Consider the following 24,658-nt stretch of genomic DNA (forward strand, 5'->3'; position numbering starts at 1 on the left):
TCGAAGGTTTAATGCTTACTGTTTTTGTATTGGCACAGCAACCTGCCTTCAAAAAAATGAGCCTGTTACACTTTGGGTGAGGGATTGAAGCACAACCATCGTCAAAGCAACTAAACGTTGCTTTGACGATGGTTGCGGACGCAGTCCCCCCGCTGAAGGTGTTGCGCGGTGGCTTTGTGGCGGAATAGGAGCGGAAAGCCCGACCCCTTGCGATAGCTTGGGGGCACCCCCTGAAAATAATATTGTTATTCCGTAAGCCCGCTATCGGCGTAGTTGAAGAAAGTGTTAGGTTGAATTTTAAAAATGGTCCATTTGCTGAAATCCTGTTTTGCCGTAAGGCCAATACCGTTGGTTGTTTCGCCAAAAGGTTTATGAATGGAAACCTTTTTATCTGTGGAAAAACTCTCCTTGCTTTTATCCCACCAAAGGTCATCGCAAAACAGGGTGTCGCCTTTTACATTAAATACTACAACACTGTCTTTTAAATACACTTTATCCTGGTTGTCGAGGTATTGGCCGTATTTGGCAAAAAGCTGGCTTTCTACTTTAAGGGTGCTGTCGTAAAAATCAACGTGCAGGGTTTTGGGAAAGGTAAAACGGGGTGTATCCTGGTAACGCAGCATAAGAGGGGCTGTAAGTTTGGCTTTTACACGGCCCACTTCGCTAAGGTAGCTTACCATATTGTACACTTCATCAATACCAGGCTTTTTCTTGCCAAGCGCATGAACGTCTTTAATATCGTTTTCGCAGGCGCATAAAAAAAGGCAGCCTGTAATAAAAGCTGCCGCAAAATATAGTTGTCGTAAAAACCTGTTATTCATATTTGCGCTTGATGAACCAAACATCGCTCAAAGATAACCCAACGGAAAACCTGAAAAAGCTTTCTGTTATATTATTAACGTTACTGCCACGCTTGCCCCATTCAAACGAAGTATTGATGAGCGTAAACTGGTTATCGAAGGATCTTCTTTTGCGGATATTAAAGCCAAAGCCTGCTGTAAATGCAAACACTTTTAACTCATTACCATCGGCATTGATAAAATCTTTGCCGGTGTAAAAGCCAACACGATAGGTAGAACGTGCAAACATGCTTTTGTCTGAAAAAGGATTGTTGGGCGTAAGCGAAGCGCCGGTGCGGAACATGTGGTTATTGATCAACTCGTCTTTAGCGCCATAAAAGCGGTAATCGCTCCACTGGGCTTTATTGTATTCAACAGCTACGCTCCATTTATCATAAGTGCTAAAACCGTCTGATATCTTTTTAATGAACGAAAGGCCGCCACGCACCGTTTGCGGCAATTTTATTTTGCCATCTTCCGCCTGCTGGTACTCTATGGTATCAATGGTTCTTACACCACCGCTTTGATCGTATTCAAAGGTTTCTGTAAGCACGTCGGTTTCCGCATTCAGCGTATTGCCCAACGTTCCAAAAGCGCCGACACGCATTAACAGCGTAGAGGTGGTGTTTTTTATTTTATCTTCTTTCTTTTTCAGCTTGATATCGTATTGAAGGCCGCCGTTTAAAAAGAGGCCACGGTAAGTAGTGGTGGTGGCACGGTTGCCTTTGTAGAAGTAAACACTGTCTACGGGAGCGGTGCGTGTATTGGTTTGCTTGCGCCCAAAATCAACCCCCACATTAAAGCCAATGCTCAGTGAATTTTTGAACCTTTTGCCCAACCCCCAGAAAAATTCATTCATGCCGCCGTTGCCTTCGTACAAAGTTTGTAACCGTGTTGTGCCGCCAATGGGTGGCTGTGTAGTATCTACAATGCTATAGTTTACCCTTGTAACAGGCCTGAAGCCCAATGCCATACCCCAGCCTTTTCCCCGGCTTAGCGGTATGCCCAGTATTACGTAATTGGGAATAAAGTTGGTGGAGGTGTATTTATCAACCGGGTTGGCCAGCCGAAGCGTACGGCGGTCTATGGCAAAACCTAAATCGTAGGTAACCAATGCTATGCTGCCATAAGAAGCCGGGTTAGAAACGTTGATGGCTTGTCCATCCGCATAAGTGGTAGTTATTCCGCCGTATGATTTTGTTGCAACATGCTGGTTAGCATATTCTTCGCCTATACCGTAACGGGAATATGGGGAGTTTTCCTGGGCCAGAAGATTAGAAAAAACAAACAGTGTAAGAACAAAAAGAGCACTATGTTTATTAATTGAACTCGCTGATAGCATACAAACCTTTATAGATTAAATAAGGGTCTGCAAATATCTTCTTTTTGAGATGCGGCACAAAAAAGGGCATATCACCTCCGGTTAAAAGCACGTTAAAATCACTGTACCTTTCCTCATATTCCTCTATAATTCCGTCAATTTCCTTGCTTATCCCCAATATTACGCCGCTTAACATGTTGGTGCGTGTATCGTAACCTACCAGCGGAAAGTTCCAGTCTGGCTTGACCAGCGGCAACAGGGCGGTATGATCGTGCATGGCTTTAAAGCGCATTTCCAGCCCCGGCGAAATGCTACCACCCAGGAATTCATGAAATTTATTAACGAAGTTGTATGTAATGCAGGAGCCAAGCCCGATTACCAGGTTGTGCTTTTTAGGGTGCAGGTGCACAGCGGCTGTAACCAGTGCCAGCCTGTCTGCGCCAATGGTTTCAGGTTTGCCCACCGGTGTGGTAACGGGCAGCTTGCTAAGATGGCCAAGCTTGTGAAATGCACTGTTTGCAGCCAGCAGCGTTTCAATTTCAGGATTATGCTTAATAACCGATGAAAGCAAGGTCTTGTAAGGTTTGTACTCATTCAGCACTTGCTGAACACTGCTTACAGAGTCATCGTTCAGCACTATTACATCTTTCAGCAGCGCATCGTTAAAAACGGCACATTTAAGGCGTGTATTTCCAAAATCGAAGCAGAGGGTGGTTTGCATACAATGGTAAAGCCGCTAAATTAGGGAGTGATGTTGGGTTTGTACGGAAAATTTTATTGAACAATTTTTTATGTACTTAGCAGGATTACTACTATCTCAAGCAGGAAGGTTGTTTCCAATCCTGCTGCGTTGACACGCAGGATTGCTCACTTGTACACCTTTAGCACTACTCAACATAGTGCAACAACTTTGCTTATTCCATGCCCTGTTATTTGATAATTGCTGGTTTATAATTATTGGTTTGGCTACCCTATCCGGGCTAAAAAGATGCCATGAAAAACCAGCCGTACAAGTGAGTGACACAACAGGCGATGCCATAAAATACCACAGGCGGGAACCAAATAAATATGAATTATACGGGATGATGATAATTACTGTGCATAGCTACAAGTTAAACCCTTTAAGCTCCTTAAAATGGCCGTTTAGCTGAATTTTTTCTTTAAGGTTGTCTATGCCGCCAATAATGGGTATTACCTTGTTCAGGTGGCGTTTTAGGTACTCCAGGCGTTGGTCTTCCAGCAAAAGGCCAAGCAGTTCATATTCTTCCTGCAACGACAGGCCGGCATGGTGTGCCACATCGTAACTTACCAACTCATCATCCGGCTTTTTAAAATCTTTGGTAACCTTTAGCAGCTTATGCAGTTCTCTTATTGACATCATGATGCGGCGCATCATCCTTAGGTTTTTTGTGTCAACCGTATCAGGATAGTTAACAATGGCGCCGCTGTACAATTTATCGGGTATGCTTTTAATAATCTCAAGGATATTAAAAATGCGCAGCCCCTCTGTACGTATGTCCATCCTGCCGTCTTCATATACCTCCACTATTTCGGTTACACGTACCAGCGTGCCCATATCGGCAACCTTGTTATCAATAACAGAAGGGATGCCAAAGAGCTTATTGTCTTTGTAACACTCGTTAACCAGTTGTTTGTAACGCTCTTCAAAAATGTGCAGGTTTAACTGCTCGCCTGGGTAAACAACAATATTGAGCGGAAATATGGGAATAAAATTTATCATACGCACCTGCTAAGTAATGCAAATTAAATTTTTCAGCATTTGTTTTTCTTAATTACAATATAAAATCGAAGCGGTTTCCTTTCTTTGTGCAAATACCATTACCATAAGGCATGAAAATAAGTGGCTTTACCATTATTAAGAACGCGGTTGCCAACGATTACCCGGTTGTGGAAGCCATTACATCCATACTGCCGGTGGTAGATGAAATGATTGTACTGGTGGGTGACTGCAGCGATGATACCGAAGCCCTTATAAGAAGCATTAAGAGCGATAAAATAAAGATTCACCATTCCGTTTGGGACCCTGCTTTAAGAAAAGGCGGCGCCGTACTTGCTGTAGAAACAGACAAGGCTTTTAACCTGGTTGACCCTGAGAGCACCTGGGCTTTTTACATTCAAAGTGATGAAGTGGTGCATGAAAAATATCACCAGGCAATACTGGACGGGTGCAGGGCATACGAACACGATACCCGTGTACAGGGCCTGCTGTTTAAATATCTTCACTTTTTTGGCACTTACGATTATGTGGGCGATAGCCGTAAATGGTACAGCCATGAAGTGCGCATCATCCGAAACGATAAGCGCATACAGTCTTATAAAGACGCACAGGGTTTTCGCATTAACAACAATAAAATTGCCGTAAAATCTATAGATGCCTGCATTTATCACTATGGCTGGGTAAAAAGCCCGGAACAAATGATAAAGAAACAAAAGAACAGCAGCGTGTATTGGCATTCTGATGAAGAGATAGCGGGATGGCTGGCATCTAACGATGTATTTGATTTTACGCAGTTCGACAGCCTTCAAAAGTTTACCGGCACCCACCCGGCTGTTATGCAGCAACGCATTGCCACAAAAAACTGGAACCTGCAACTGGATGTGTCTAAAAAGAAGTTTTCCCTGAAAAATAAGTTACTCTACATTTTTGAAAAGCTCACCGGCATACGGTTGTTCGATTTCAGGAACTACCGCAAAATTTAGAGCTTTCTTTAAACAGTTTTTTGTTGTTGAGCTCCCTATTTTAGCTGCAACAGCTTTTCTGCCCTTGCCTGCAATTCTTTGTGCAGCCAGGCTGGTGGTACAGTGGCAATACAATGGCAGGGCATAGCATTGTTGCTGCAATCGCTGCAAAATTTATCCAGCACAAATACCTTAGCATTTTGCCCCAATGGCGCCCAACGGCCGGGGTGTATGGGGCGCATGGGCGGGTATATGCCCAACGCGTCTTTACCCAATGCCGCTGCAATATGCAGGGGGCCCGTGCTGTTGGCTACAAGGCCATGGCTGTGGTTAATAAAAGAAATAAACTGGCCTAAGGGTATAAGGCCGGTTATATCCGTAACCTTGTTGCCCACCTGGCTAAATAAGTGGTTTAGCAGCTCTCTTTCTTTATCCGTTCCTGAAATAAAAATTTTAAACAAAGCGCTATCCAGGCTATTTACCAGGGTTGCGAAATTATCCAGCCCCCACTCTCTTGCGCTGCCCTGGGATTTTGGGTGGAGAATAAGATTGTACTTTTCAGGATGCAGCAATGCGGCAAATTTTTCTTCCAGGGGCTGCACATTAGTTAGCCCAAAAAGCCCGGGAAACTTTTCCAGGGGAATATCAACATTGATTCCTATGCCTTCCAGCAGCTTCATGTTAAGTTGGGCTTCATGCAGGTTAGATTTACGCCTGCTTAATGCTACCAGCTTGTTGCAGCTTACCCAGTGAAAAAACCGGTTGGTAGTGCCTATGCGAAGTTTTATATCCAGCGCCTTTGCCCTGGCCGCTACCTGTTTTTCGGGAAATACATGCAGTATTGCCTGCGGCTTTTTGCCTGCTATTACAACATCCTGCTGCAAAAAATCGCGTACATCTATAAACTCATCCACATGGCTGCAGGCATCTATAACGGGCCTGGTATAAGCCCTGCCGAGAAAGGCTATTGTTATGCCGGGAAAATGTTGCTTTATTACCTGCGCCACCGGTAACGTTAACACCACATCTCCAATACTGTCTGTGCGGCTGATAATGATATTGCTGAGATGTGGTTTACTGTTCACTGTTGTTTCTTTTCAGTTTGGCGTACTGCCTTATTTTACTGTACTTCGCAAAACTGGCCCAGGCGGAATACCTGCAAATAAGGTAGCCTTCGTATCCGTCCAAAAAACCTTTGCGGATAATGTAATCGCTAAAGAATTTCCATTTAGGCCCCAGCCATATTTTAAGCAGGCTGCAATCCTTTCCTTTGGCCACAGCGGCATGGGCGGCTATCTCCGTAAATTTTTCAATTTGTTTTATGTGGTCGGATAGTGTGTAATAACTGTAATGCAAAATGTCGCCGGCCAGGTTACCTGTTTCCTCATCAGCGTTAAAGGGCTGCCAGTAATCATGCGGGTTTTCGCCTACCCATGCCCCTTTGCTTTTATCAAACAGCCGTATTTTTTTATCGGGGTACCAACCACAATGCCTTATCCATTTACCGCAATAGTTGGTAAAACGGGGCATCCTGTACACGCTGTAGGCAGCAGATTTTTTAACCTGCAATATTTCCTGCTCAAGTTGGGGAGACAGCGCTTCATCCGCATCCAGCGATAACACCCAGCCGTACAAGGCTTTCGCTATAGCCGCGTTTTTTTGTGCTATATGCCCTAAAAATGCCTGGTAAAAAACTTTGGCGCCATGGCTTTCCGCTATGGCAGCGGTAGTATCGGTTGAGTAGCTGTCCAGCACGATTATTTCATCCGCTACATTCTTTACAGATTGTACGCAACGGCCAATATTTTTTTCTTCGTTAAACGTTATGATAACTACGCTTAGCTTTAGCATGGGAGATACTTAACCATTTACCCCCTACCGCAAAACAAACGCGGGATGGTAAAACAGCCGGAAATATAGTGATAATATTTGTAGCCATTACCGGCGGCGTAACTTAAGACAGCGCACCACCTTATTTTTGCAACCCATGAATGTGCAGGAAACCATAACAGCCATACAGCAAGCCAATTTTAAAGTGCTTGCCCGTGCTATTTCTTTCGTTGAAAATCAGGTGCCGGGTTATGAGCAATTGTTGCAGGCACTTGGTAATTACAACACCCGGGTAACCGGTATTACCGGCCCTCCCGGTGCAGGCAAGAGCAGCCTTACGGATGCACTTACAGGACACTGGATGGGCGAAGGCAAAAAGACCGGCATTATCTGCATTGACCCATCCTCACCTTTTAACCGCGGAGCTTTGCTGGGCGACAGGATTAGGATGAGCGAATGGTTTAACAACCCTAACGTGTACATTCGCTCACTTTCTTCCAAGGGGAGCCTCGGCGGACTGCACCCAAAGATTATTGAGATTACCGACCTGATGAAAGCTGGGCCTTTTGATAACATCATCATTGAAACGGTGGGTGTTGGCCAGAGTGAAACAGAGATAGCCTCCCTCGCCGATACAACCGTTGTGGTAATGGTGCCGGAAGCCGGCGACGAAATTCAAACCATGAAGGCCGGGCTCATGGAAATTGCGGACATTTTTGTAGTAAACAAGGCAGACAGGCCCGAAGCCGATGCCATGCTTAAAAGCCTGCGGTTAACCTTGCATACATCAGCGCCCAACCATAACACGCCTGTGTTAAAAACAGTTGCCACACAAAAGCTGGGCATTGCAGACCTCGCAAAAGCCATTGAACAGCACCAGTCCTATTCCGTGAACACGCATAAGAAGCTAACACTGCTCGCCGAAAAAGCTTACCGGCTTATTCAAAAAATTAGAATGAGCGATATAGTGAAAGAAGAGCTGGTATCAGAAATTGAAAAAAACTATCAGTCGCCTCACTTTAACCTGTACAGGTTTGCCGGTAACTACAAAAAATAGAACAGTTTTTTATGGGTAATTGTGCTTTGCACAATGAGAAGAATATGTTTTTGGGGCCCGGCAGAAGGAACTATCTTAAGCTTTACTTGCGTCGCACTCTTGTACGTTCTGAAGATTATTCATCCTTTTTTCCTTCTCCTTTAGGAGAAGGTGCCCAAAGGGCGGATGAGGCTCTATGCGGCTTTTCCCACCATGTAGCTTTGTTTCTGCCGCCTGCGGCGCCAGAAACTTCCAATTTAACATCTCGCCATATTGTAGGTAGTTTCACCGCTGCCCGGCAAACCGCAAACAGGTTATTTATCACCATAAAATGCAGCCTTCAACTGTTTAAAAATATTCTTTACCTGGTGGCCTTTGTTAAGCTGTGGTTCTGCAAGAGGGCCGTTAAAAACCTCTCCGCGGCGCAGGAAGTATTTGGTAAAAACATTCTGGGTAATGCCCCATTTTGCAACAAACGTGTAATATCCTTTGTTGCGCTTAACCCTGTTTAAAGAAATAGAACCAAAATGATAAGCCCTGCTTTCCGAAAGACCTTTAAACAGGCGCACACCAGCTTTCCAGAGTTTCATGGAAAAGTCGGGGTCAGAATACATGCCCGGCGAAAATTCGATACTGTAACCGCCCACCAGGTCCCATACATCCTTGTGTACAATGTTGGGTGGAGAAGTGGCACCCTGCCAGTCGTTAAAAGGCAGGCCCGCATATTCCTGCAACAAATCCCCCTCCCTGAACGATTCGATGCTGGTTCCATAATTCCTGGTAATCATAATGGGGGCGCTGCGCACCGGGTCAATAACGGTGGATGAAAAAAAGAAGCTGTTATGCCCAACCGCCGCTATTTCTTTCCATAGAACCGTGTCCCAGCCGGGGCATACGTACATGTCATCATTCATGTACAGTACATAATCAGTGGTTATTAAATCCCGGGCAACATTAAGCGCATAGCAAATGCCTATGTTTTCCTTACTGCAGGTATAAGAAATTCCGGCCTCGTTGGCCAGCCACTCCAGCGTGCCGTCCGTGCCCTCATTAACATGAACAATTAGCTGGTGGTTAAATTGTGAATGTTTGCGTATGCTGTTGATGCATAACTGCAGGTAGGGCAGGTTATTCCAGGTAGGTATCAGTATAGAAAATTTTTCATCTCCTTTTACTTCTCTTTTTACCTTGGTTACCGCTGCAGCTATATTCATAAACGCAGAAATTAGAATATGTGTAAAGTTGTAAAGCTATTGTTTCCGGGGCATACAATTTATTCCCATATTTTTATGTTTGCCAATGCCTCCGGTTATTTTCGTGAGGTGCTGCTCCAACTATGCCAGACTGTAAAATCTGTGGCAATAACCACAACAATACCATTTTCAAAGCAACAGAAAGAATGTTTGGCTTTGGTGATGAATTTGATTATTTCCAGTGCAGCAACTGCGGTTGCATCCAGATTGTGGAACCACCCGCCAATCTTGATAAATACTACCCTGCCACAGAATATTATGCTTATCAAACAAGCCGGGTGGCAAAAGAAGACAAAAATTCCTTTTCTCAAAAAGTGAGAAAGATACAGTCTGATTACCTGCTTTTTGGCAAAAACAAACTATTAGGCAGTATTCTCTGTGCCGGTTACGACCAACCCGATTATTTTGCCTGGATTAAAAAAGTGAAAGCAAATTACAACACATCCATCCTGGATGTTGGTTGCGGCAGCGGAGACCTGCTATTCAGGCTGCGAAGCAATGGCTTCACAAACCTAACCGGTGTTGACCCATTTATACAGCAGGATATTCTTACAGAAAATATTTCCATCTACAAGCAGGAAGTTTTCAGCCTGCAGGGCAGTTTCGATTTTATTATGCTTAACCATGCTTTCGAGCACATGGATAACCAACTGGCCATACTTGAAAAGCTGTACTCCCTGCTAAATACCGGTGGCACGCTGCTGATAAGGGTTCCTGTTTCAAACGCTTACTGCTGGCAACATTATGGCGTTTACTGGTCAAGCCTGGATGCGCCGAGGCATTTCTTTATCCATTCAGAAAAAAGTATGGATATACTTTGCAACAAGGCAGGTTTTACCATAAAAGAGGTTGTGCATGATGCAACAGCTTTTCACTTTTGGGTAAGTGAGCAGTACAAAAAGGGAATCCCTTTAAAGTCTGAAAAATCTTACGAGATAAACCGGCGCAACTCTATGTTCAGCAAAAGAGACATCCGTAATTACCGGAAAAGGATAAAGGAGCTTAACCAGCAACACCTGGGTGGTGATGCAGCTTTTTATATAACAAAAGCAAGCTAACATAGGGCTATTCGCTACCCCAGCTTCTCCAGCAATTGTTCATCTTCAATAGTTAAGGCGCATTTAAAATGCCCTTGTGGGCAGGCGGCATGACCATGTAACCCACAGGGCCTGCAATCAAGCGGTAGCCTGGTTTCTGCAACAAAACTTTTGTCGCTCAACGGGCCAAATCCAAACGTGTTGACAGTAGAGCAATAGATAGCAGTAACCGGTGCATTAACAGCCGAAGCAAGGTGCATAGGCGCAGAATCGTTTACATAGTTCATCTGCGCATCCTTTAACAAAGCGGCAGATTGCAGAAAGCTAAGCTGGCCAGCCAGGTTAAGGGCATTGGCATGCCCGGATTGCTGTACAATTTCGTCGCAAAGCTGCCTATCTGTTGGGGCTCCTATAAGGTATACAGGCAACCAGGGAGTAAGCTTTTGTATAAAGCTTATCCATTTTTCTTTGGGGTATTGCTTGGTAAACCAAACTGAAGCCGGTGCAACACAAATATAGGGCTGGGTTTTAAACTGTTCCACTGAAGTATAATCATCAGCCGAAGGATAGAGTTTGGGCTTATCCGCCACCGCATCAGTTAAATGTTCTACCAGTTGGTTATTCCGCTCTATTTCGTGCAAGGTTTGCCCCTGTGCATCGCTGTTCACTACGTGCGGTATGTGTTTGCTAAAGGCAAAGCTCCACGGGTTTTTATCAAAGCCTACGGTTTCTCCGGCATTTGAAAAAGCAGTAAGCATACCTGTAGCGGCAAAACGCTGTATGTTGATTACTGCATCGTAACGCTCCCTTCTTACCTGGTGCAGTAGTTTCAGCAGGTTGCGGTACTTATTTTTTTTCTTATCCCATACCAACACCCTGCGTAAAAACGGGTGGCCGGTAAGCAAAGTTTCGTTGCCTTTGCGCACCATAAAGTCTATGGCTGCGCCGGGGTAAAACCGGTGCAACTTTTCCAACACGCCTGTTGCAAGTATTACATCGCCAATAAATGCTGTTTGTATAACCAGGAACTTTTTATCCATGCTTTGCAAAAATACGGCGGGGCTGAACATGTACGGGTTACGAAGTATTAAGCGCTTCAGGCAAGGGTATTATTGTACTTGCAATAGAGACTGTTTGTAATACCGCAGTATGTTGCACTTTGGGTGAGGGATTGCAGCGGTTACCCCGCTGAAGCCTTCGCAGCCTGGCCTTGTGGCGGAGTAATAGCGGAAAGCCCGACCCCTTGCGATAGCTTGGGGGCACCCCCAAAACGCAAGTACGAAGTTAGAAGTACGAAGTACCTATAATATGTGGGATGTACGATGTGGGATGTACGATGTAAAAATCATTTCACTCACTATTCACCACTCACCACTCACTTACCTGTATGTGCCGGTTACCACAGTTTTGTTATTGGGCGAAAAGCTGTTGCGTGTTTCCGCGGATAGGTTGTTGCCTTCAAACTGGCAGGTGATGGTTTCTGTATGTGGACTTTCAATATAACGCAGAACCAGTTGCAGTGTATTTTCGTTAAGCCATTGATAAGCGCCCATTACTTTCGCGGGTGGCAGCCCCACGCCTCTTGCCTTTGCTGCTGCCACAAGATAAGGGCCTTCTTTTTCAGTTTCGGCGGCGGCCCATTGCGATGAACCAAAGGGAATGCTGTACACAGCACTGCCCCTGTGCATTTTCAACAAAAGTTTCCCGTCATCAAAGCTGAATGAAAGGCTGTCGTAGTGCCCGTCATTAGCGTTTAAAACAAAAGATTTACCTGCAACCTGTTTTTCTATAGGCGATGATGATGCTTTACCCGGAAACGGCAGCGCCAGCGATGATAGCGTTTGCTGCAGTTTATTACTGGCGGTTTTATCTGCTGTAAGCGTACCTTTTTTCATAGCAGGCAGCAGGTGTTGCCATACCAGGTTTATTTCACCCTGCATGTCGGGTGTTTCGGCAGTAATGGCAACAACAGCATCTTCCTGCGGCAGTACGATAATAAACTGTCCGAATGCGCCATCCGCCCTGTAGCCATTATGGCGGCAGCGCCACATTTGATAGCAATAACCCTGCAGCCAGTCGCTGGAGTCTTTTTTAGACTGGGGGGCATCCGGCTCCTGCATAATAGAGGCCGTGCTGGCCTGCTCAACCCATCCTTCGGGCAATACCTGTTTGCCGTTCCATTTACCCTTCTGCAAAAACAACTGGCCAAACTTAGCCATGTCTGAAGTTTTTATTCTCAGGCCCCATCCCCCGGTGTTAATACCGCGGGGGTCAACTTCCCAATCCATGCCGGTAATGCCCAGTGGCTCAAACAAACGGGGGCGCAGGTAGTCAATTACTTTCTGTCCTGTTACTTTTTGTACCAGGGCACTTAACATGTAAGTGCCTAAAGAGTTATACAAAAAACGGCTGCCCGGCTTATGCAGCACAGGTGTTGACAAAAAGCCTTTTACCCAGTTGCTGTCGCGGGAAGCGACGGCAAAAGTTGGGTCCGGTTCCTGGCCGTCAGACATAATGAGCACATCTTTTACCGTAAGCGCTGCAAGGTTAGGGCTAACGGTATCAGGCAAATCGTTGGGAAAGAATGAAACCACTTTATCATCCAGCTTCAGCAGTTTTTCACTTACGGCAAACCCAACTGCCGTAGCGGTAAAACTTTTGCTGGTAGAGTACATGGTGTGTTTAAGATTTGGGCCATAAGGACCCCACCAGCCTTCTGCTATAACTTTGCCATGGCGTAAAAACATAATGCTGTGAAACTCATGTTTGCTGGCCTTGGCAGCATCCAAAAAAGCCTGTATGCCCGCTGAAGAAACACCCTCAGCTTCAGGCGTACTACGTGGTAACCCATCGGTTTGAGCGGTAAGTTGCAGGTGGAACAAAAAAAGGGGGAGTATTGCTGTTAGCAGTGTTTTCAGGCGAGCCATCATTATAAGGTTTTATAGGGTTAAGATATCAAAAATCAAATGGCTGGCGCCATTTGAGGCAAAATTTTTATGTGCCCGGCAGCAGGAACAGGTATTTGGCGTTCCTTGCGTCGCACTCTTGTACGTCCGGGAATTCTATTCGCCAAAACGGAGACAGGAGCATCCGGTTGATGGCATGGCTGTTAAACGGGCAGCTTTAATTACTGTTAAAAAATTGCCAGAAAAAGTATCCATTTTTTCTGTGAAGAAAAGCTCACTTTTTGCCCAGCTTTCTCCAATATGCTGTAACCTTTAGCAATAGTTTAAATAGTGAAACGCTTCACCGGTTCCGGACACTGGGCTTTCCAGGTGGGTAATGATGCGTAAGCCTGCGAAGAACGGAGAGATTTTGCAAAGCAGCTCAGCAATAACTTTAAACTTTGAACAGATAAACTTTGAACAACCCAGGCATGTTACACAATGGCGAATAGAAATACTGGACGTACAAGAGTGCGACGCAACGACAGCCTCATGCATGTTCTCCAGCCGGGCTCATAAAAAATTTTCCCTGCTTTTTACAACTTTACCACTTCGCCAGTTCTTACAGATTCATCGCAGGCAAACGCGATGCGCAGGCTGTTAACCGCGTCTTCAATATGGTCTGTAAGGTCAATATCTTCCAGTATGGCTTTTAAAAAATAGCGTTGTTCGCGGTTGCAAAGTTCCTGGTGATCGGGCTCATCCTGAAGGTTGATCCATTCATCAGGTTGGGTAAAATTATTATCAGCATCCAGTTGGGCATGGTGCAACCTTATAGATTCTGTTTTTGTATGCGCCTCCACAGAATCTGACTTACCGGCTCCGCCGGCATCTTTAGCCACAATAGATACGGAACCTTTTGGCCCAAACACATCCTTAACAAAGAAAGCTGTTTCGCTAACCATGGGGCCCCAACCAGCTTCGTACCAACCTACTGAACCATCTTCAAACCTTATTTGTAACTGGCCATAATTATAATTTCCGGCAGGTATTTCCTCTGTTAGCCTGGCACCTATGGCATACACCTGCACCGGTTTGGAACGCACCATCTGGCACATAACATCTATGTAATGCACACCACAATCAACAATAGGGCTTAAGCTTTTCATGAGGTTACGGTGTACATTCCACATGTTTCCATGGCTTTGCTGGTTAAGGTTCATGCGCATAACCAGCGGCTTACCCAACTGTTGCGCCAGTTGTATAAAACGCTCCCACGAAGGGTGTTGCCTGAGTATATAACCCACCACCAGCTTTTTGCCCGCTTTTTGTGCAGCGGCAGCCACCCTTTCCGCACCGGCAACGGTATCGGCCAGCGGTTTTTCTATAAATACATGACAGCCTTTTTCAAGGGCGGTTATGGCATAACTTTCATGTGTATCCGGGTATGTGGAAATACAAACCGCATCGGGGCTGGTTGTAGCCAGTGCTTTCTCGTAATCGCTGAACAGCGGATAACCGCCGCCCAGTTTTTCATTAAGCACTTCTTTGCTTTTGCCTGTTGATACTATACCGCAAATTTCGAAGCCATCCATTGTATGATAGGCCCACGCATGAGAAGCGCCCATATTACCACAACCCACCACAAGTACCTTTACTTTGTTTGTATTACCCTGCATATTGTAACTGTTTTTATAGGTGAATGCCAGCGGCGGCAAAACTACTGTTATGCAGGGTTAAACCTGTTAAGCGGCTGCTATTTTTTCATATATATTTTTTAACTGCCTTGTGTGCCGCATGGTATGGCAGGTAACAAAACAAATCCATTCCTGCCGGGTAAGCTCCCCAAGTTGCGGGAAAGGGAAACTGGTGCAGGTTTCAGACAAATCGGCGGTCTCCGCTATAGCTTGTATTTCCCTTATAGCTTGCTGCAACTGGTTTGCAAGTGCTTCTTTATCAAGTGGCCCGGCGGAAGGCCATATAAAATCCGGCGATTGCATTTTGGTGTAATAATCCAGGAAAATGCTTTTTATGACAGGTACTTTTTCATTAGCAGGCCTTGAGGTAGGTACAATGCCCTCAGTTAATACCTGTGGCACTCCGGACAAGGATTTGAGCACATGTTCCGCCACCTGTGCTGCCGTCCAGCTACCTTCAAAAGGAGTTATGTTGGCCTGCCCGTGTGTAAAACCGGCAAGGGTTTGCAGCAAATCCTTGCCTGCGTTTTCCAGGTCTGCCAGCAATTGCTGTTTTTCATTGCGCGGCTGGTAGGTAAGCAATACGTTACCGCATTTAAAACTGCGGGTTGCCGCATGCGTAAGGTTTAAGAGATGCGTCACGTTTTTAAATACCGGCGTACCGGCGCCTAACACTACGGGCACTATAATCAGGCGGTATTCATCCACCAGTTGATGCTTGATCATTTCGGCAAGCAGGGTAGGCCCGGCAAACAATACCATGTCTTTACCCGGCTGCGCTTTAAGCCGGTTTATCTCTTCAGGTATGCCGGTTTTTACCAGCCTGCTGTTCCATTCAACTTTGCTAAGCGTGCTTGAAAATACCAGCTTCTCTTTGTTGTTCATCATCCCGGCAAAATGGCCCTCAGCATTGGGCCAGTACTGTATCATCAACTCGTACGATACCCGCCCATAAATAAGCAAGTCAATGCCTTCAAGAAACGCTGTCATGTAAGTTTCCATTTCATCATCCCACACATGCCAATCAAGGTTGTTGCCAGGGCCTTCAGCATAACCATCTGCCGAAACCATCATGGATACTATCAGTTTGCGCATACAAAATGTTTGAATAGTTAAGTAATACTTTATTGTAAACTTACCCTGGTTAGATGGGCTGGGCAGAGGCTGTATATGACAAGCTGCGGGTGCAAATGTGTCAATACACATCTTTGTTAGCCATGCACAGTTTGATTGGTTGTATTAGTAAAAAGACAGAACTTAGGCTATGAAAAAAATTCTGCCGCTGATATTGATATTGCTAACTTTTTCCGCTGACGGCCAGCCAGATTATGCCGCTTACCAGCTTACTTACAAAACCGGCCTGGCCAATGAACTGCACATTGATACTTCTAAAGTAAAATTTTATCCCATCAACAAAGCATTGCTTGTTAACGCCACCGTGGAGCTTTTGAAGGAAGAACCCGTATTTGATATGATAACTTCATCCGGCAAAACAAAAGAGGCGGTAAAATATGCAAGGCTGCACTTCAACTATCAAGACAAATCTTACACACTGTATGCCTACCAGTTGATAGCTTTAAAGAATTCAGCCGAACATGCCACCCACTTTTTTGTTCCTTTTAAAGATGCAGCCAGTGGTAAAGGGAATTATGGTGGTGGCCGCTACCTTGATTTTACCGCCGCCGATATACAGGCTGGTAAACTTCTCATTGACTTTAATAAGGCGTACAACCCTTCCTGCGCATTTGTAACCGGTTATAACTGCCCTATACCGCCGCCAGCCAACAAATTACCTTTTGCCGTTAATGCCGGCGAAAAAAAGTACACCGGTTTAAAATAAAAAAGCTGGCAGATGATGCCAGCCTGTAGCTTTCTCCGGCTTATCCTTTAGCCGTTACTGTATAAACCTGCTTATAAAAGAAGGGTTACAGGTTACGCTTTTCAAGTCTTTATCACTATTTGCCAGAGAGGCGTTTTTTACGTTGGTACCAGGGTTGAAAAATATATGAAAGGCCTGCCTGCCGCTGCTGCTTATTATAGCAGTGGCAAAAACAAGCGAGAATAGCAGCAAATGCTTCTTCAGAATGTTTTTTAGTGGATAATATTTGAAAAATTGCAGTAGCATTTTTGTGTATGATTGCGGAACAAATGTAATAACGGTAACTCTGCCGCAATACCGGGGAATGTATGAAACGGAAAAAATGGGGGATGAACCGGGAAGAAAACCCGAGAAATAAGATGAAGAAAATAAAAAAGCCCGGAGTTACCCGGGCCTTTTAACCATTGTTGTATCGCTGAAATCAAAAAGATGCTACTGGCTTATCCCGCCACCCTGGCTGCCTACGCGTTTGCTTTCTTCATCGGTAGCTGTTTTACGCTGGCGGGCGGCTTTAACCTGCATGCTGCCAAAACGGTAGCTGAAGTTGATGCGTAGCTGGCGGCTTTCCCAACCACCCCTTGTTTTAATATACTGACCGGCAAAGTCGCTGGTACCGCCCCAGCGCATGGTTTGAAACACATCCGTAACAGTTGCCTTTATAGTGGCTTTACCTTTTAGTACAGTTTGCATTACACCAAGATCCAGCCCAAACATTTCTTTACTTTTAAAAGTGCCCTGCCATATAGAAGGCGTAGTGTAAAAAGTACTGATTTCCATAGTAGTAAGCTTGCCCAGTTTTAATGTTTGCTGGGCATACAAAGTGGCGGCAAACACATCCAGGTTAATGGTGCGGCCTTCGCCAAAGTTTGCCTGGTACTTGGAATAGTAGGCATTAACATTAGCGAATATGCTGTATATCTTGTACTGGAACGGCATGCTGACGTTAAGGCTTACAATATCCTGGTCTGCCAGGTTCTTTTTGGTAATGAATGATTTTGATTTTTCGGCAGTATCAATAATCTGCGAGAACACATCGCTAACATGGCTGTAGCTTAATGTGGTAGTAAGCTTATACTTAAACGTATTGGTGATAGAAATGCTATTGGTGTACTGTGGCCTCAACTCTGTATTACCTTTCTGGTAAGTGTACTCATCCAGCTTAAACTCAAAGGGGTTCAGGTCCTGGTAAGCAGGTCGGTCAATCCTTCTGCTGTAGCTGATGCTCCACTGGTTCATCGGGTTTTTGTTGAAGGTAATAGCCGCGCTCGGGAAGAAATTGGTGTAATTTCTTTTAAAGGCTGAATCATACTGAATATAATCACCCTGCCATTTAAAACCGTTGGAGCGGCCCTCGGCATTTGTATTCTCCATACGAACGCCAGCCTGTATCATAATACCTTTAAACTGCCTGTTATAGTTTACGTATAACGCGTTGATATTCTCTTTATAGTTAAAACGGTTGCTGCGCAGTGTATCCAGAATTTTATCTGAAGAATACACATTGTAGCGTTGAAAATCGTTATCACTTTTTACGTAAGATATCTTGCCGCCAATACCCAGCCTGCCTTTTTTGAAGTTTTGCTCATAATCCGCCTTGGCAGAATAAAGGTCAATGTCTGTTGGGGCAACCATGTTGTAGATATACTGGTTGTTAATGGTGGTAAAACTGGGATCGTAATAATAGTTGGGCTGAAACTGGTCGCTGCGGATGGTGTAAAAGCCATAGTCAGCGTCCAGGTTTAATTCACGGCCGGCAGTATCAGCATAACGGTAGTTCGCATTAAAGTTTATGTTGTCGCGGTTGCTCTTGCTAACGTTATCAGCAAACAAAATTCTATCCACAACGCCTTTGGTAGAAATAGGCGTTTTGCTTACATTACTGAAAGTGTTTTCTGAAATGTTACCATTTACCATAACACCTACTGTGCTGGTTTTATTGGCAAAATAGTCTGCACCAGCTTTAAAGCCATGACTGGCGTTGCTGAAAGTCATTAAAGACTTCTGATCGAACAAAGTATCCAGTTGCACACGGTGCAGCTCCATAAAGCTTTCATTCCTGGCCTTATTGTAATTGTAGTTGCCAAACAGGTTAAACTTGGCATTGCGGTGGTTTAAAGACAGGCCGCCATTGTATTTAGGATAAACCCCCTGGTTATATCCAAGGTTAACCGAACCATTGGTACCATAAGCTTTATTTTTTTTCAGCCTTATGTTAATGATACCGGCGTTACCAGCGGCTTCATATTTTGCTGAAGGGTTGGTGATTATTTCAATAGCTTCTACCTGCGATGACTGCAGGGATTTTAAGAAGTTGCTTAAATCGCTGCCACTTAACGGAGAAGGTTTGCCATCAATATAAACCTGCACGCCGTTCTTTCCGCTAAGGCTTATGTTGTCATCCTTATCAACGGTTACACCTGGAGATTTACGCAGCAATTCCATCGCATCGTTACCAACAGCGTTGATGGTATTCTCCACGTTTAAAATAGTTTTATCTGCCTTCACTTCAATCATCGGTTTACGGGCAACAACAGTAACGCCCTGCAAATCAGAAGATGCCTTGGAAAGTGAAAAGGCAGGTACATCAACATCTCCGCTGCCAGCCACATCAAAAGTGCCGGAATATTTGGCGGCGTAACCTACGTAAGAGGCGCTTACGAGGTATTTACCCGCTTTAACTGAGGGGAATTTGAATTTTCCTTCTTTATCTGTTACAGCCAGTTTTATTACAGCCGAATCTTTTGCGGCATGAAGGGAAATACTTGCATTGGCGATATTTTTTCCGTCAATGTCTTTTACAACACCTGAAACATTCTGCGCCATAAGGGAAGAGGTTAGCAAAAGCAGGGATAAAACAAGGGATAAATCTTTTCTCATAACAAAGGTCAATTTGCACAATTAGTGTGCAAAGTTGTTTTAACATTACAGAAAGGGTAAGCGGTTTATGTACCAGCGGTGTAAAACTTGTGGTGAATGGCGGGCTTTATCGGCTATATGGTTAAACCCTGTAATATGAAGCTTGCAGGCTTCATATCTCAAACCAATAATCATCTATTAATAATAGTTAATGTGTTGGCTATATTAATGCCTTTAGGGCATTAATGCTTTACTTTTTGGCCCGGCAGATAGTACAAACATGAAGCGTCCGTTGCGTCGCACTCTTGTACTTTCAGGAATTCTATTCAGCGATTAATCGACTGATTCAGCCACGCCATCTTCCCTTATCCTATACCAGTTCTTTCAACTTTTCTACAACCGCATCAACTTCTTCTCTCGTATTGTATTTGCTGAAAGAAAAACGCACGGCCACCTTATCGGGGTCGTTGTAAATGGCACGTATCACATGGCTGCCGGCATCGGCGCCGCTGGTGCAGGCGCTGCCGCCAGATGCACAGATGTGGTTAATGTCAAGGCTAAACAGCAACATCTCGCTTTTATCAGTTTTTGGAAAGCTCACATTCAATACAGTATATAAGCTTTTGCCCAGCGGGTCGCCATTAAATGAGACGCCTGGTATATGCAGTTGCAGTTGCTGCATCATGTACAGCTTAATATCTTTTATATACCCGCTTTGGGTTTCATAGTTATCAGTTGCCAATTGTAATGCTTTAGCAAACCCCACAATTCCATACAGGTTTTCCGTACCGGCCCGCATGTTCCGTTCCTGGCTGCCACCCTGCACAAAAGGCTTTATTTTAATGTTTTCGTTTACATATAATATGCCCACTCCTTTGGGGCCATGAAACTTATGGCCAGCCCCCGTTATAAAGTCAACAGGCGTATTACGCAGGTCAAAAGGAAAATGGCCTACCGTCTGCACCGTATCGCTATGAAAAACAGCAGCAAATTTTCTGCAAATGTTGCCTGTAGCATGTATATCCAGCATATTACCAATTTCATTATTGGCATGCATTAATGTTACCAGGCTTTTACCATTATTCGCCGCCAGCAATTCTTCAAGATGGGTAAGGTCAACATGGCCGTTGGCCAGTAATTGCACGTAACTAACAGCAACCTGCCTGCTTTTCTGCAGGTGTTCCACCACATGCAGTGTGGCATGGTGCTCTATTGGCGAGGTAATGATGTGTGTGCAGCCAAGGTCTGTAACCGCGGCAGTAATAGCAGTATTGCTGCTTTCTGTGCCACCGCTGGTAAAGAATATTTCAGCGGGGTGCGCATTTAAAATTTTTGCAACAGTCTTTCTTGCATTTTCAATGGCCAGGCGGCTTTCGCGGCCATAACTATAAATAGATGATGGATTTCCAAAATGTGTGGTCAGGTAAGGCATCATAGCCTCCAATACTTCCGCGTCAAGCTGTGTGGTAGCAGCATTATCAAAATAAATTCTGTTCATCGCCTTCTTTTCAGAAAAGCTGCAAAAGTAAGAAGGATTGGGCAAGTATGCGTATAGAAGTATAAGAATGCCGGGCTTTGTAATACACTCTCTATATCTTTCCCTTGTTCTTTTTAATGCCGGGGTATTTATCTATGGTTTCAAATACAAAACGGGGGTTCTTTTTTAGCACCGTAATAAATTTTTGCAGGGAGTCTGCCGGCGCCGTATCTCCAAACATACGGTCATGGGCCAGTATTACAATGTGTTTTTTTGTTCTAAGCTCATTTGAGTTTGCGTAAGAATCTACTGTTTTAATCATGGTTTCCACGCTTTGCACCGGCGTGCTTTTTGTACCTTTAAAACGCCATTCAATATCCCAGCCAACCACATCGTAGCCGGTGGAATCCATGAACTTAGCTAACGGAAGGGTTAATTTGGGCCCGTGGGGCTTGCTATGTAGTGTCCAGGTATTGTTGCCCGGAAAACGTACAATGCGGTAAGGTATATGCAGGCTGTCTTCCGCTTTTATAAAATCAAGCTGCGCCTGCGATGGCGTGCCATAAAATTTTTTGTAATGATTACGGTAAGCATGTGTATAGCTGTGGTTGGCAAGAAAGAAAAAAGGATAACCTGCGTAAACACTGTCAACAAAAGACCGGAGCAGCCTGTTATCAGCATGCTGGCCTACCATAAAAAATGTGGCTTTTACACCCAGCGATTTGCAGATATGATAACAGTTCATAGTGCCATGCTGTGGGCCGTCATCAAAAGTAAGGTAGATATAACGAAGGGAGGTATCCTGCGGGTTATAACTAAATGTATCCCTGTTGATGCCGGGGTTAGCATCGGTGGTATCGGTTTGGCTGATTACAGTGCCTCTTTTGTAGTTACAGCCGGATACAGTGAAGGTTACATTCAAAAGGGCCAGCGCAATGAGGAAATGAACAAACCTTTCCTCTCTGATATGTCTCATAAAAGTTTAGAAATAGGGCCTAAAGGTAATGTGCTGTTTATACAACAATTTGTTACAACTGATTAATTATTGCTTATAATTTGGCTTAGTGCGGGTGTATAAATATGCTACAGATGTTCATTCAGGGTTTGGTGCCCTGCCGGGTTAGTATTGGTACAGCCCAATGGCTGCCGGATTGAAACGGAAACCCCGCTGAGGCTTATGTGCTACAGGTTCTTGCGGCGGAGTTGCAGTACAATTGAGAAAAAGCAACTAAATGTTGCTTTGACGAAGATTGCGAACGTAGTTCTGCCGGTACTGCAGCCCCCATGAATGCCGCAGCCGAAAGCCCCAAATGGCTTTACGGCAGCAATTCGGCCTAATCTTTCTGATTATCACATTTTCCTATTACATTTGCCCCTCAAATTTTAAGATTGTGCCTACAAAATTTTCTAAAGAAACATATTTGTACTGGTATGAGCTGATGCAGCTTATCCGCCAGTTCGAGTTAAAAGCAGAAGAAATGTACAAGATGGCCGGCAAAATCCGCGGCTTTTTTCATGCCTATATAGGGCAGGAAGCTATTGCCGCCGGTTGTATGACGGCCACCAGGCAGGAAGACCCGTTTATCACAGGCTACCGCGACCATGGCCTTGGGCTTGCCAAGGGTATGAGCGCCAACTCCTGCATGGCTGAACTGTATGGCAAGGCTACCGGCTGCGCCAAAGGCAAAGGCGGCAGTATGCACTTCTTTAGCAAACAACATTATTTCTTTGGCGGTCACGGCATTGTGGGCGCACAAATAGGCGCTGGCGCAGGGCTTGCTTTTGCCGAAAAATACAAGGGTACAGACAATGTTGCGCTTTGTTTTTTTGGTGATGGCGCCGCAAGGCAGGGTATTTTGCACGAAACCTTTAACCTGGCCATGCTGTGGAAGCTGCCGGTTATCTTTATTTGCGAAAACAACAATTACGCCATGGGTACTTCTATAGAAAGAACCTCTAACGTAGTGGATATTTATAAACTGGCCGATGCCTATGAAATGCCAGGCGACAAAGTTGATGGCATGGTGGCTGAAGCGGTACATGATGCGGTAGCCCGTGCTGTAAAAAGGGCCCGCGAGGGCGGTGGCCCAACCCTGCTGGAAATGAAAACTTACCGCTACAAAGGCCACTCTATTTCTGACCCGCAGAAATACCGCACCAAAGAAGAAGTGGACGAATACAAAGCCAAAGACCCCATTACCATGGTGCTGGAAACCATTCAGAAAAACAAGTTTGCCAGCGATGAAGAAATAGCGGCTATAGACGACCGCATCAACAAAATTGTTGGAGAGAGCGTGAAGTTTGCGGAAGAAAGCCCCTGGCCGGAAGACAGCGAAGTGCTGAGGGATGTTATGATGGATAAAAATTACCCTTATATCATGGATTTCCAGGCTGTTTAAGCCCGGCACCAAGTTTTGGAATGGTGCAATAAGTATTAATCAAACATTCGCCATTCACTATTTACCATTCACAAAAACGTATTCCCAAAATGTCTGACAAGAAAGTGCAGCAGGTAGAAGTAAACGACCCTTTATTAAAAGTGCAGGGCTTCTGGCAAAAGTTTCAGAAACCTATAACGATTGCAATTGCCGCCATTGTAATTTTAGTTGGCGGCTGGTATGCTTACAGCGAATATTTTTCCAAGCCTAATGAAGAAAAGGCTGCTGACGCCCTTTTTAAAGCACAGCAATACTTTGAAACTGATTCTTTGAACAGCGCCCTTAACGGCAAAGATGGCAACAGGGGGTTTTTATATGTCATCAAAACGTACGGTGGTACCAAAGCGGGCAACCTGGCTAAATATTATGCTGGTGTTTCTTACCTGCGCCTGGGCGACTTTAACAAAGCCGTACAGTACCTGAAAGATTTTAGCACCGATGCCAAACAAATACAGATGATGGCTTATGGGGCCCTGGGCGATGCTTACAGCGAACTGAAAAAAAATGATGACGCGGTTGCCAGCTATAAAAAAGCTGCCTCTACCTTTGAGAAGGATGAAACCAACGCATCTGAATACCTTTTCCGTGCCGGCTTATTAAGCGAAGTGAATGGCAAAACAAAAGAAGCCCTGGAATTGTATAAAGAGCTGAAAGAAAAATATCCCAATACCGATAAAGGTTTTCAGGCAGAAAAATACATTTACCGTTTAAATGTAGAACCTAACGAATTCAGTGTAAAATAATGGCAAGTAAAGGAAACAGCGAATTAAACAAAGGCATCCCTCAACCAACGGATGCCTTTGTAGTTATAGTAAAAACCGAATGGAACGCCCATATTGTAAACAAGCTGGAAGCTGGCGCTAAAAAAGTGCTGAAACAGCAGGGCGCCAAATTTAAAGTGCTTACAGTGCCGGGAGCTGTTGAAATTCCGTTTGCTGTAAACGCGTATGCCAAAAGCGGCCTGCAGGCTGCCGACGCGTTTATTACCCTGGGCACGGTTATAAAAGGCGATACACCGCATTTTGATTACGTGTGTAAAAGCATTACCGATGGTGTGCTTAGCTTAAACCTTACCCTTGATGTGCCGGTAATTTTTGGCGTACTTACGGTTAACGATGAAAAGCAGGCGCTGGAACGTGTGGGTGGCGCACATGGGCACAAAGGCGAAGAAGCGGCCATTACCGCTTTAAAAATGATTGAGCTGAACAGGAACCTACAGTAGTGCTAGCCATAGCCCAAGTATTTTTATGGGCCCGGCAGCAGGAACTGTTATTAATCGTCCCTTGCGTCGCACTCTTGTACTGTTAGATACGCTACGCAGCTTTTCCCACCGGGTAGAGGCGTTGGCAATATCTTTTATTTCACAGTAATGAACCAAGTTTTGTTGTTTCCCTATAAACCGTAAACAGT

At 44.8% G+C, this 24,658-nt stretch carries 22 protein-coding genes; 7 read left to right on the forward strand and 15 right to left on the reverse strand.

Annotated features, from left to right (window positions below):
• Positions 1-245: 245 nt before the first annotated feature.
• From lptC to F0364_RS23365, 4 genes are all read right to left on the reverse strand, one after another.
• Positions 246-821, reverse strand: a complete 576-nt coding sequence (gene lptC / locus F0364_RS23350; protein WP_153800238.1) for an LPS export ABC transporter periplasmic protein LptC — start codon at positions 819-821, stop codon at positions 246-248.
• Entirely contained in the window at positions 814-2,181 is a 1,368-nt protein-coding gene (gene bamG / locus F0364_RS23355; protein ID WP_153800239.1) for a BamG family beta-barrel-assembly machinery protein, read from the reverse strand. The genes lptC and bamG overlap by 8 nt, the downstream gene beginning before the upstream one ends.
• The gene (locus F0364_RS23360; protein WP_153800240.1) at positions 2,159-2,881 is read right to left on the reverse strand and encodes a type III pantothenate kinase; all 723 of its coding nucleotides are present in this window, start codon (positions 2,879-2,881) and stop codon (positions 2,159-2,161) included. Before F0364_RS23360 ends, bamG begins: the two co-directional genes overlap by 23 nt.
• 384 nt (positions 2,882-3,265) lie before the next feature.
• Entirely contained in the window at positions 3,266-3,901 is a 636-nt protein-coding gene (locus F0364_RS23365; protein ID WP_153800241.1) for an LON peptidase substrate-binding domain-containing protein, read from the reverse strand.
• Positions 3,902-4,011: 110 nt separating this feature from the next.
• Between F0364_RS23365 and F0364_RS23370 the strand changes: the two genes are divergently transcribed.
• Entirely contained in the window at positions 4,012-4,881 is an 870-nt protein-coding gene (locus tag F0364_RS23370; protein ID WP_153800242.1) for a glycosyltransferase family protein, read from the forward strand.
• Between the two features lie 35 nt (positions 4,882-4,916).
• Here F0364_RS23370 and F0364_RS23375 read toward each other — a convergent pair whose 3' ends face one another.
• Together F0364_RS23375 and F0364_RS23380 are read right to left on the reverse strand one after the other, a co-directional pair.
• Positions 4,917-5,945: a glycosyltransferase family 9 protein gene (locus tag F0364_RS23375; protein WP_153800243.1), complete on the reverse strand. Its 1,029-nt coding sequence runs from the start codon at positions 5,943-5,945 to the stop codon at positions 4,917-4,919.
• Positions 5,935-6,711 carry a glycosyltransferase family 2 protein gene (locus F0364_RS23380; RefSeq protein WP_153800244.1) on the reverse strand — a complete coding sequence of 259 codons (777 nt, stop codon included), beginning with the start codon at positions 6,709-6,711 and terminating at the stop codon, positions 5,935-5,937. The genes F0364_RS23375 and F0364_RS23380 overlap by 11 nt, the downstream gene beginning before the upstream one ends.
• Before the next feature lie 136 nt (positions 6,712-6,847).
• On the opposite strand from F0364_RS23380, the gene meaB reads away from it, so the two are divergent.
• Positions 6,848-7,747 carry a methylmalonyl Co-A mutase-associated GTPase MeaB gene (meaB, locus tag F0364_RS23385; protein ID WP_153800245.1) on the forward strand — a complete coding sequence of 300 codons (900 nt, stop codon included), beginning with the start codon at positions 6,848-6,850 and terminating at the stop codon, positions 7,745-7,747.
• Positions 7,748-8,040: 293 nt separating this feature from the next.
• Here meaB and F0364_RS23390 read toward each other — a convergent pair whose 3' ends face one another.
• On the reverse strand, positions 8,041-8,940 hold the full coding sequence (locus tag F0364_RS23390) for a glycosyltransferase family 2 protein (RefSeq protein WP_153800246.1): 900 nt from the start codon (positions 8,938-8,940) through the stop codon (positions 8,041-8,043).
• Between the two features lie 122 nt (positions 8,941-9,062).
• Here F0364_RS23390 and F0364_RS23395 point away from each other — a divergent pair, with 122 nt between their 5' ends.
• On the forward strand, positions 9,063-10,037 hold the full coding sequence (locus tag F0364_RS23395; protein WP_153800247.1) for a class I SAM-dependent methyltransferase: 975 nt from the start codon (positions 9,063-9,065) through the stop codon (positions 10,035-10,037).
• Positions 10,038-10,051: 14 nt separating this feature from the next.
• Here the strand turns inward: F0364_RS23395 and F0364_RS23400 are convergent, their stop codons facing one another.
• From F0364_RS23400 to F0364_RS23415, 4 genes are all read right to left on the reverse strand, one after another.
• On the reverse strand, positions 10,052-11,056 hold the full coding sequence (locus tag F0364_RS23400; RefSeq protein ID WP_153800248.1) for a glycosyltransferase family 9 protein: 1,005 nt from the start codon (positions 11,054-11,056) through the stop codon (positions 10,052-10,054).
• Positions 11,057-11,395: 339 nt separating this feature from the next.
• Positions 11,396-12,946, reverse strand: coding sequence for a serine hydrolase domain-containing protein (locus tag F0364_RS23405; RefSeq protein ID WP_153800249.1), 1,551 nt, complete (start codon positions 12,944-12,946; stop codon positions 11,396-11,398).
• A 551-nt stretch (positions 12,947-13,497) separates the two neighbouring features.
• A complete protein-coding gene (locus F0364_RS23410; protein ID WP_153800250.1) occupies positions 13,498-14,580 on the reverse strand; it encodes a Gfo/Idh/MocA family protein in 1,083 nt (360 codons plus the stop codon).
• 66 nt (positions 14,581-14,646) lie between these two features.
• Entirely contained in the window at positions 14,647-15,693 is a 1,047-nt protein-coding gene (locus tag F0364_RS23415; protein WP_153800251.1) for a dihydrofolate reductase family protein, read from the reverse strand.
• Between the two features lie 169 nt (positions 15,694-15,862).
• On the opposite strand from F0364_RS23415, the gene F0364_RS23420 reads away from it, so the two are divergent.
• A complete protein-coding gene (locus F0364_RS23420; protein WP_153800252.1) occupies positions 15,863-16,438 on the forward strand; it encodes a DUF1684 domain-containing protein in 576 nt (191 codons plus the stop codon).
• Between the two features lie 54 nt (positions 16,439-16,492).
• Here the strand turns inward: F0364_RS23420 and F0364_RS23425 are convergent, their stop codons facing one another.
• From F0364_RS23425 to F0364_RS23440, 4 genes are all read right to left on the reverse strand, one after another.
• Positions 16,493-16,723: a hypothetical protein gene (locus F0364_RS23425; RefSeq protein WP_153800253.1), complete on the reverse strand. Its 231-nt coding sequence runs from the start codon at positions 16,721-16,723 to the stop codon at positions 16,493-16,495.
• Between the two features lie 186 nt (positions 16,724-16,909).
• Positions 16,910-19,354: a TonB-dependent receptor domain-containing protein gene (locus F0364_RS23430; protein ID WP_153800254.1), complete on the reverse strand. Its 2,445-nt coding sequence runs from the start codon at positions 19,352-19,354 to the stop codon at positions 16,910-16,912.
• Positions 19,355-19,703: 349 nt separating this feature from the next.
• Positions 19,704-20,831, reverse strand: a complete 1,128-nt coding sequence (locus tag F0364_RS23435) for a cysteine desulfurase family protein (RefSeq protein WP_153800255.1) — start codon at positions 20,829-20,831, stop codon at positions 19,704-19,706.
• A gap of 91 nt (positions 20,832-20,922) precedes the next feature.
• A complete protein-coding gene (locus tag F0364_RS23440) occupies positions 20,923-21,786 on the reverse strand; it encodes a polysaccharide deacetylase family protein (RefSeq protein WP_153800256.1) in 864 nt (287 codons plus the stop codon).
• 415 nt (positions 21,787-22,201) lie between these two features.
• Here F0364_RS23440 and pdhA point away from each other — a divergent pair, with 415 nt between their 5' ends.
• The 3 genes from pdhA (at position 22,202) to ribH (ending at position 24,470) form a co-directional block, all read left to right on the forward strand.
• Positions 22,202-23,209, forward strand: a complete 1,008-nt coding sequence (gene pdhA, locus F0364_RS23445) for a pyruvate dehydrogenase (acetyl-transferring) E1 component subunit alpha (RefSeq protein ID WP_153800257.1) — start codon at positions 22,202-22,204, stop codon at positions 23,207-23,209.
• Positions 23,210-23,298: 89 nt separating this feature from the next.
• A complete protein-coding gene (locus F0364_RS23450; protein ID WP_153800258.1) occupies positions 23,299-23,991 on the forward strand; it encodes a tetratricopeptide repeat protein in 693 nt (230 codons plus the stop codon).
• Entirely contained in the window at positions 23,991-24,470 is a 480-nt protein-coding gene (gene ribH, locus F0364_RS23455) for a 6,7-dimethyl-8-ribityllumazine synthase (protein WP_153800259.1), read from the forward strand. The genes F0364_RS23450 and ribH overlap by 1 nt, the downstream gene beginning before the upstream one ends.
• The last annotated feature ends 188 nt before the right edge of the window (positions 24,471-24,658 follow it).

Source organism: Foetidibacter luteolus (assembly GCF_009650435.1).
GTDB classification, from domain to species: Bacteria; Bacteroidota; Bacteroidia; order Chitinophagales; family Chitinophagaceae; genus Foetidibacter; species Foetidibacter luteolus.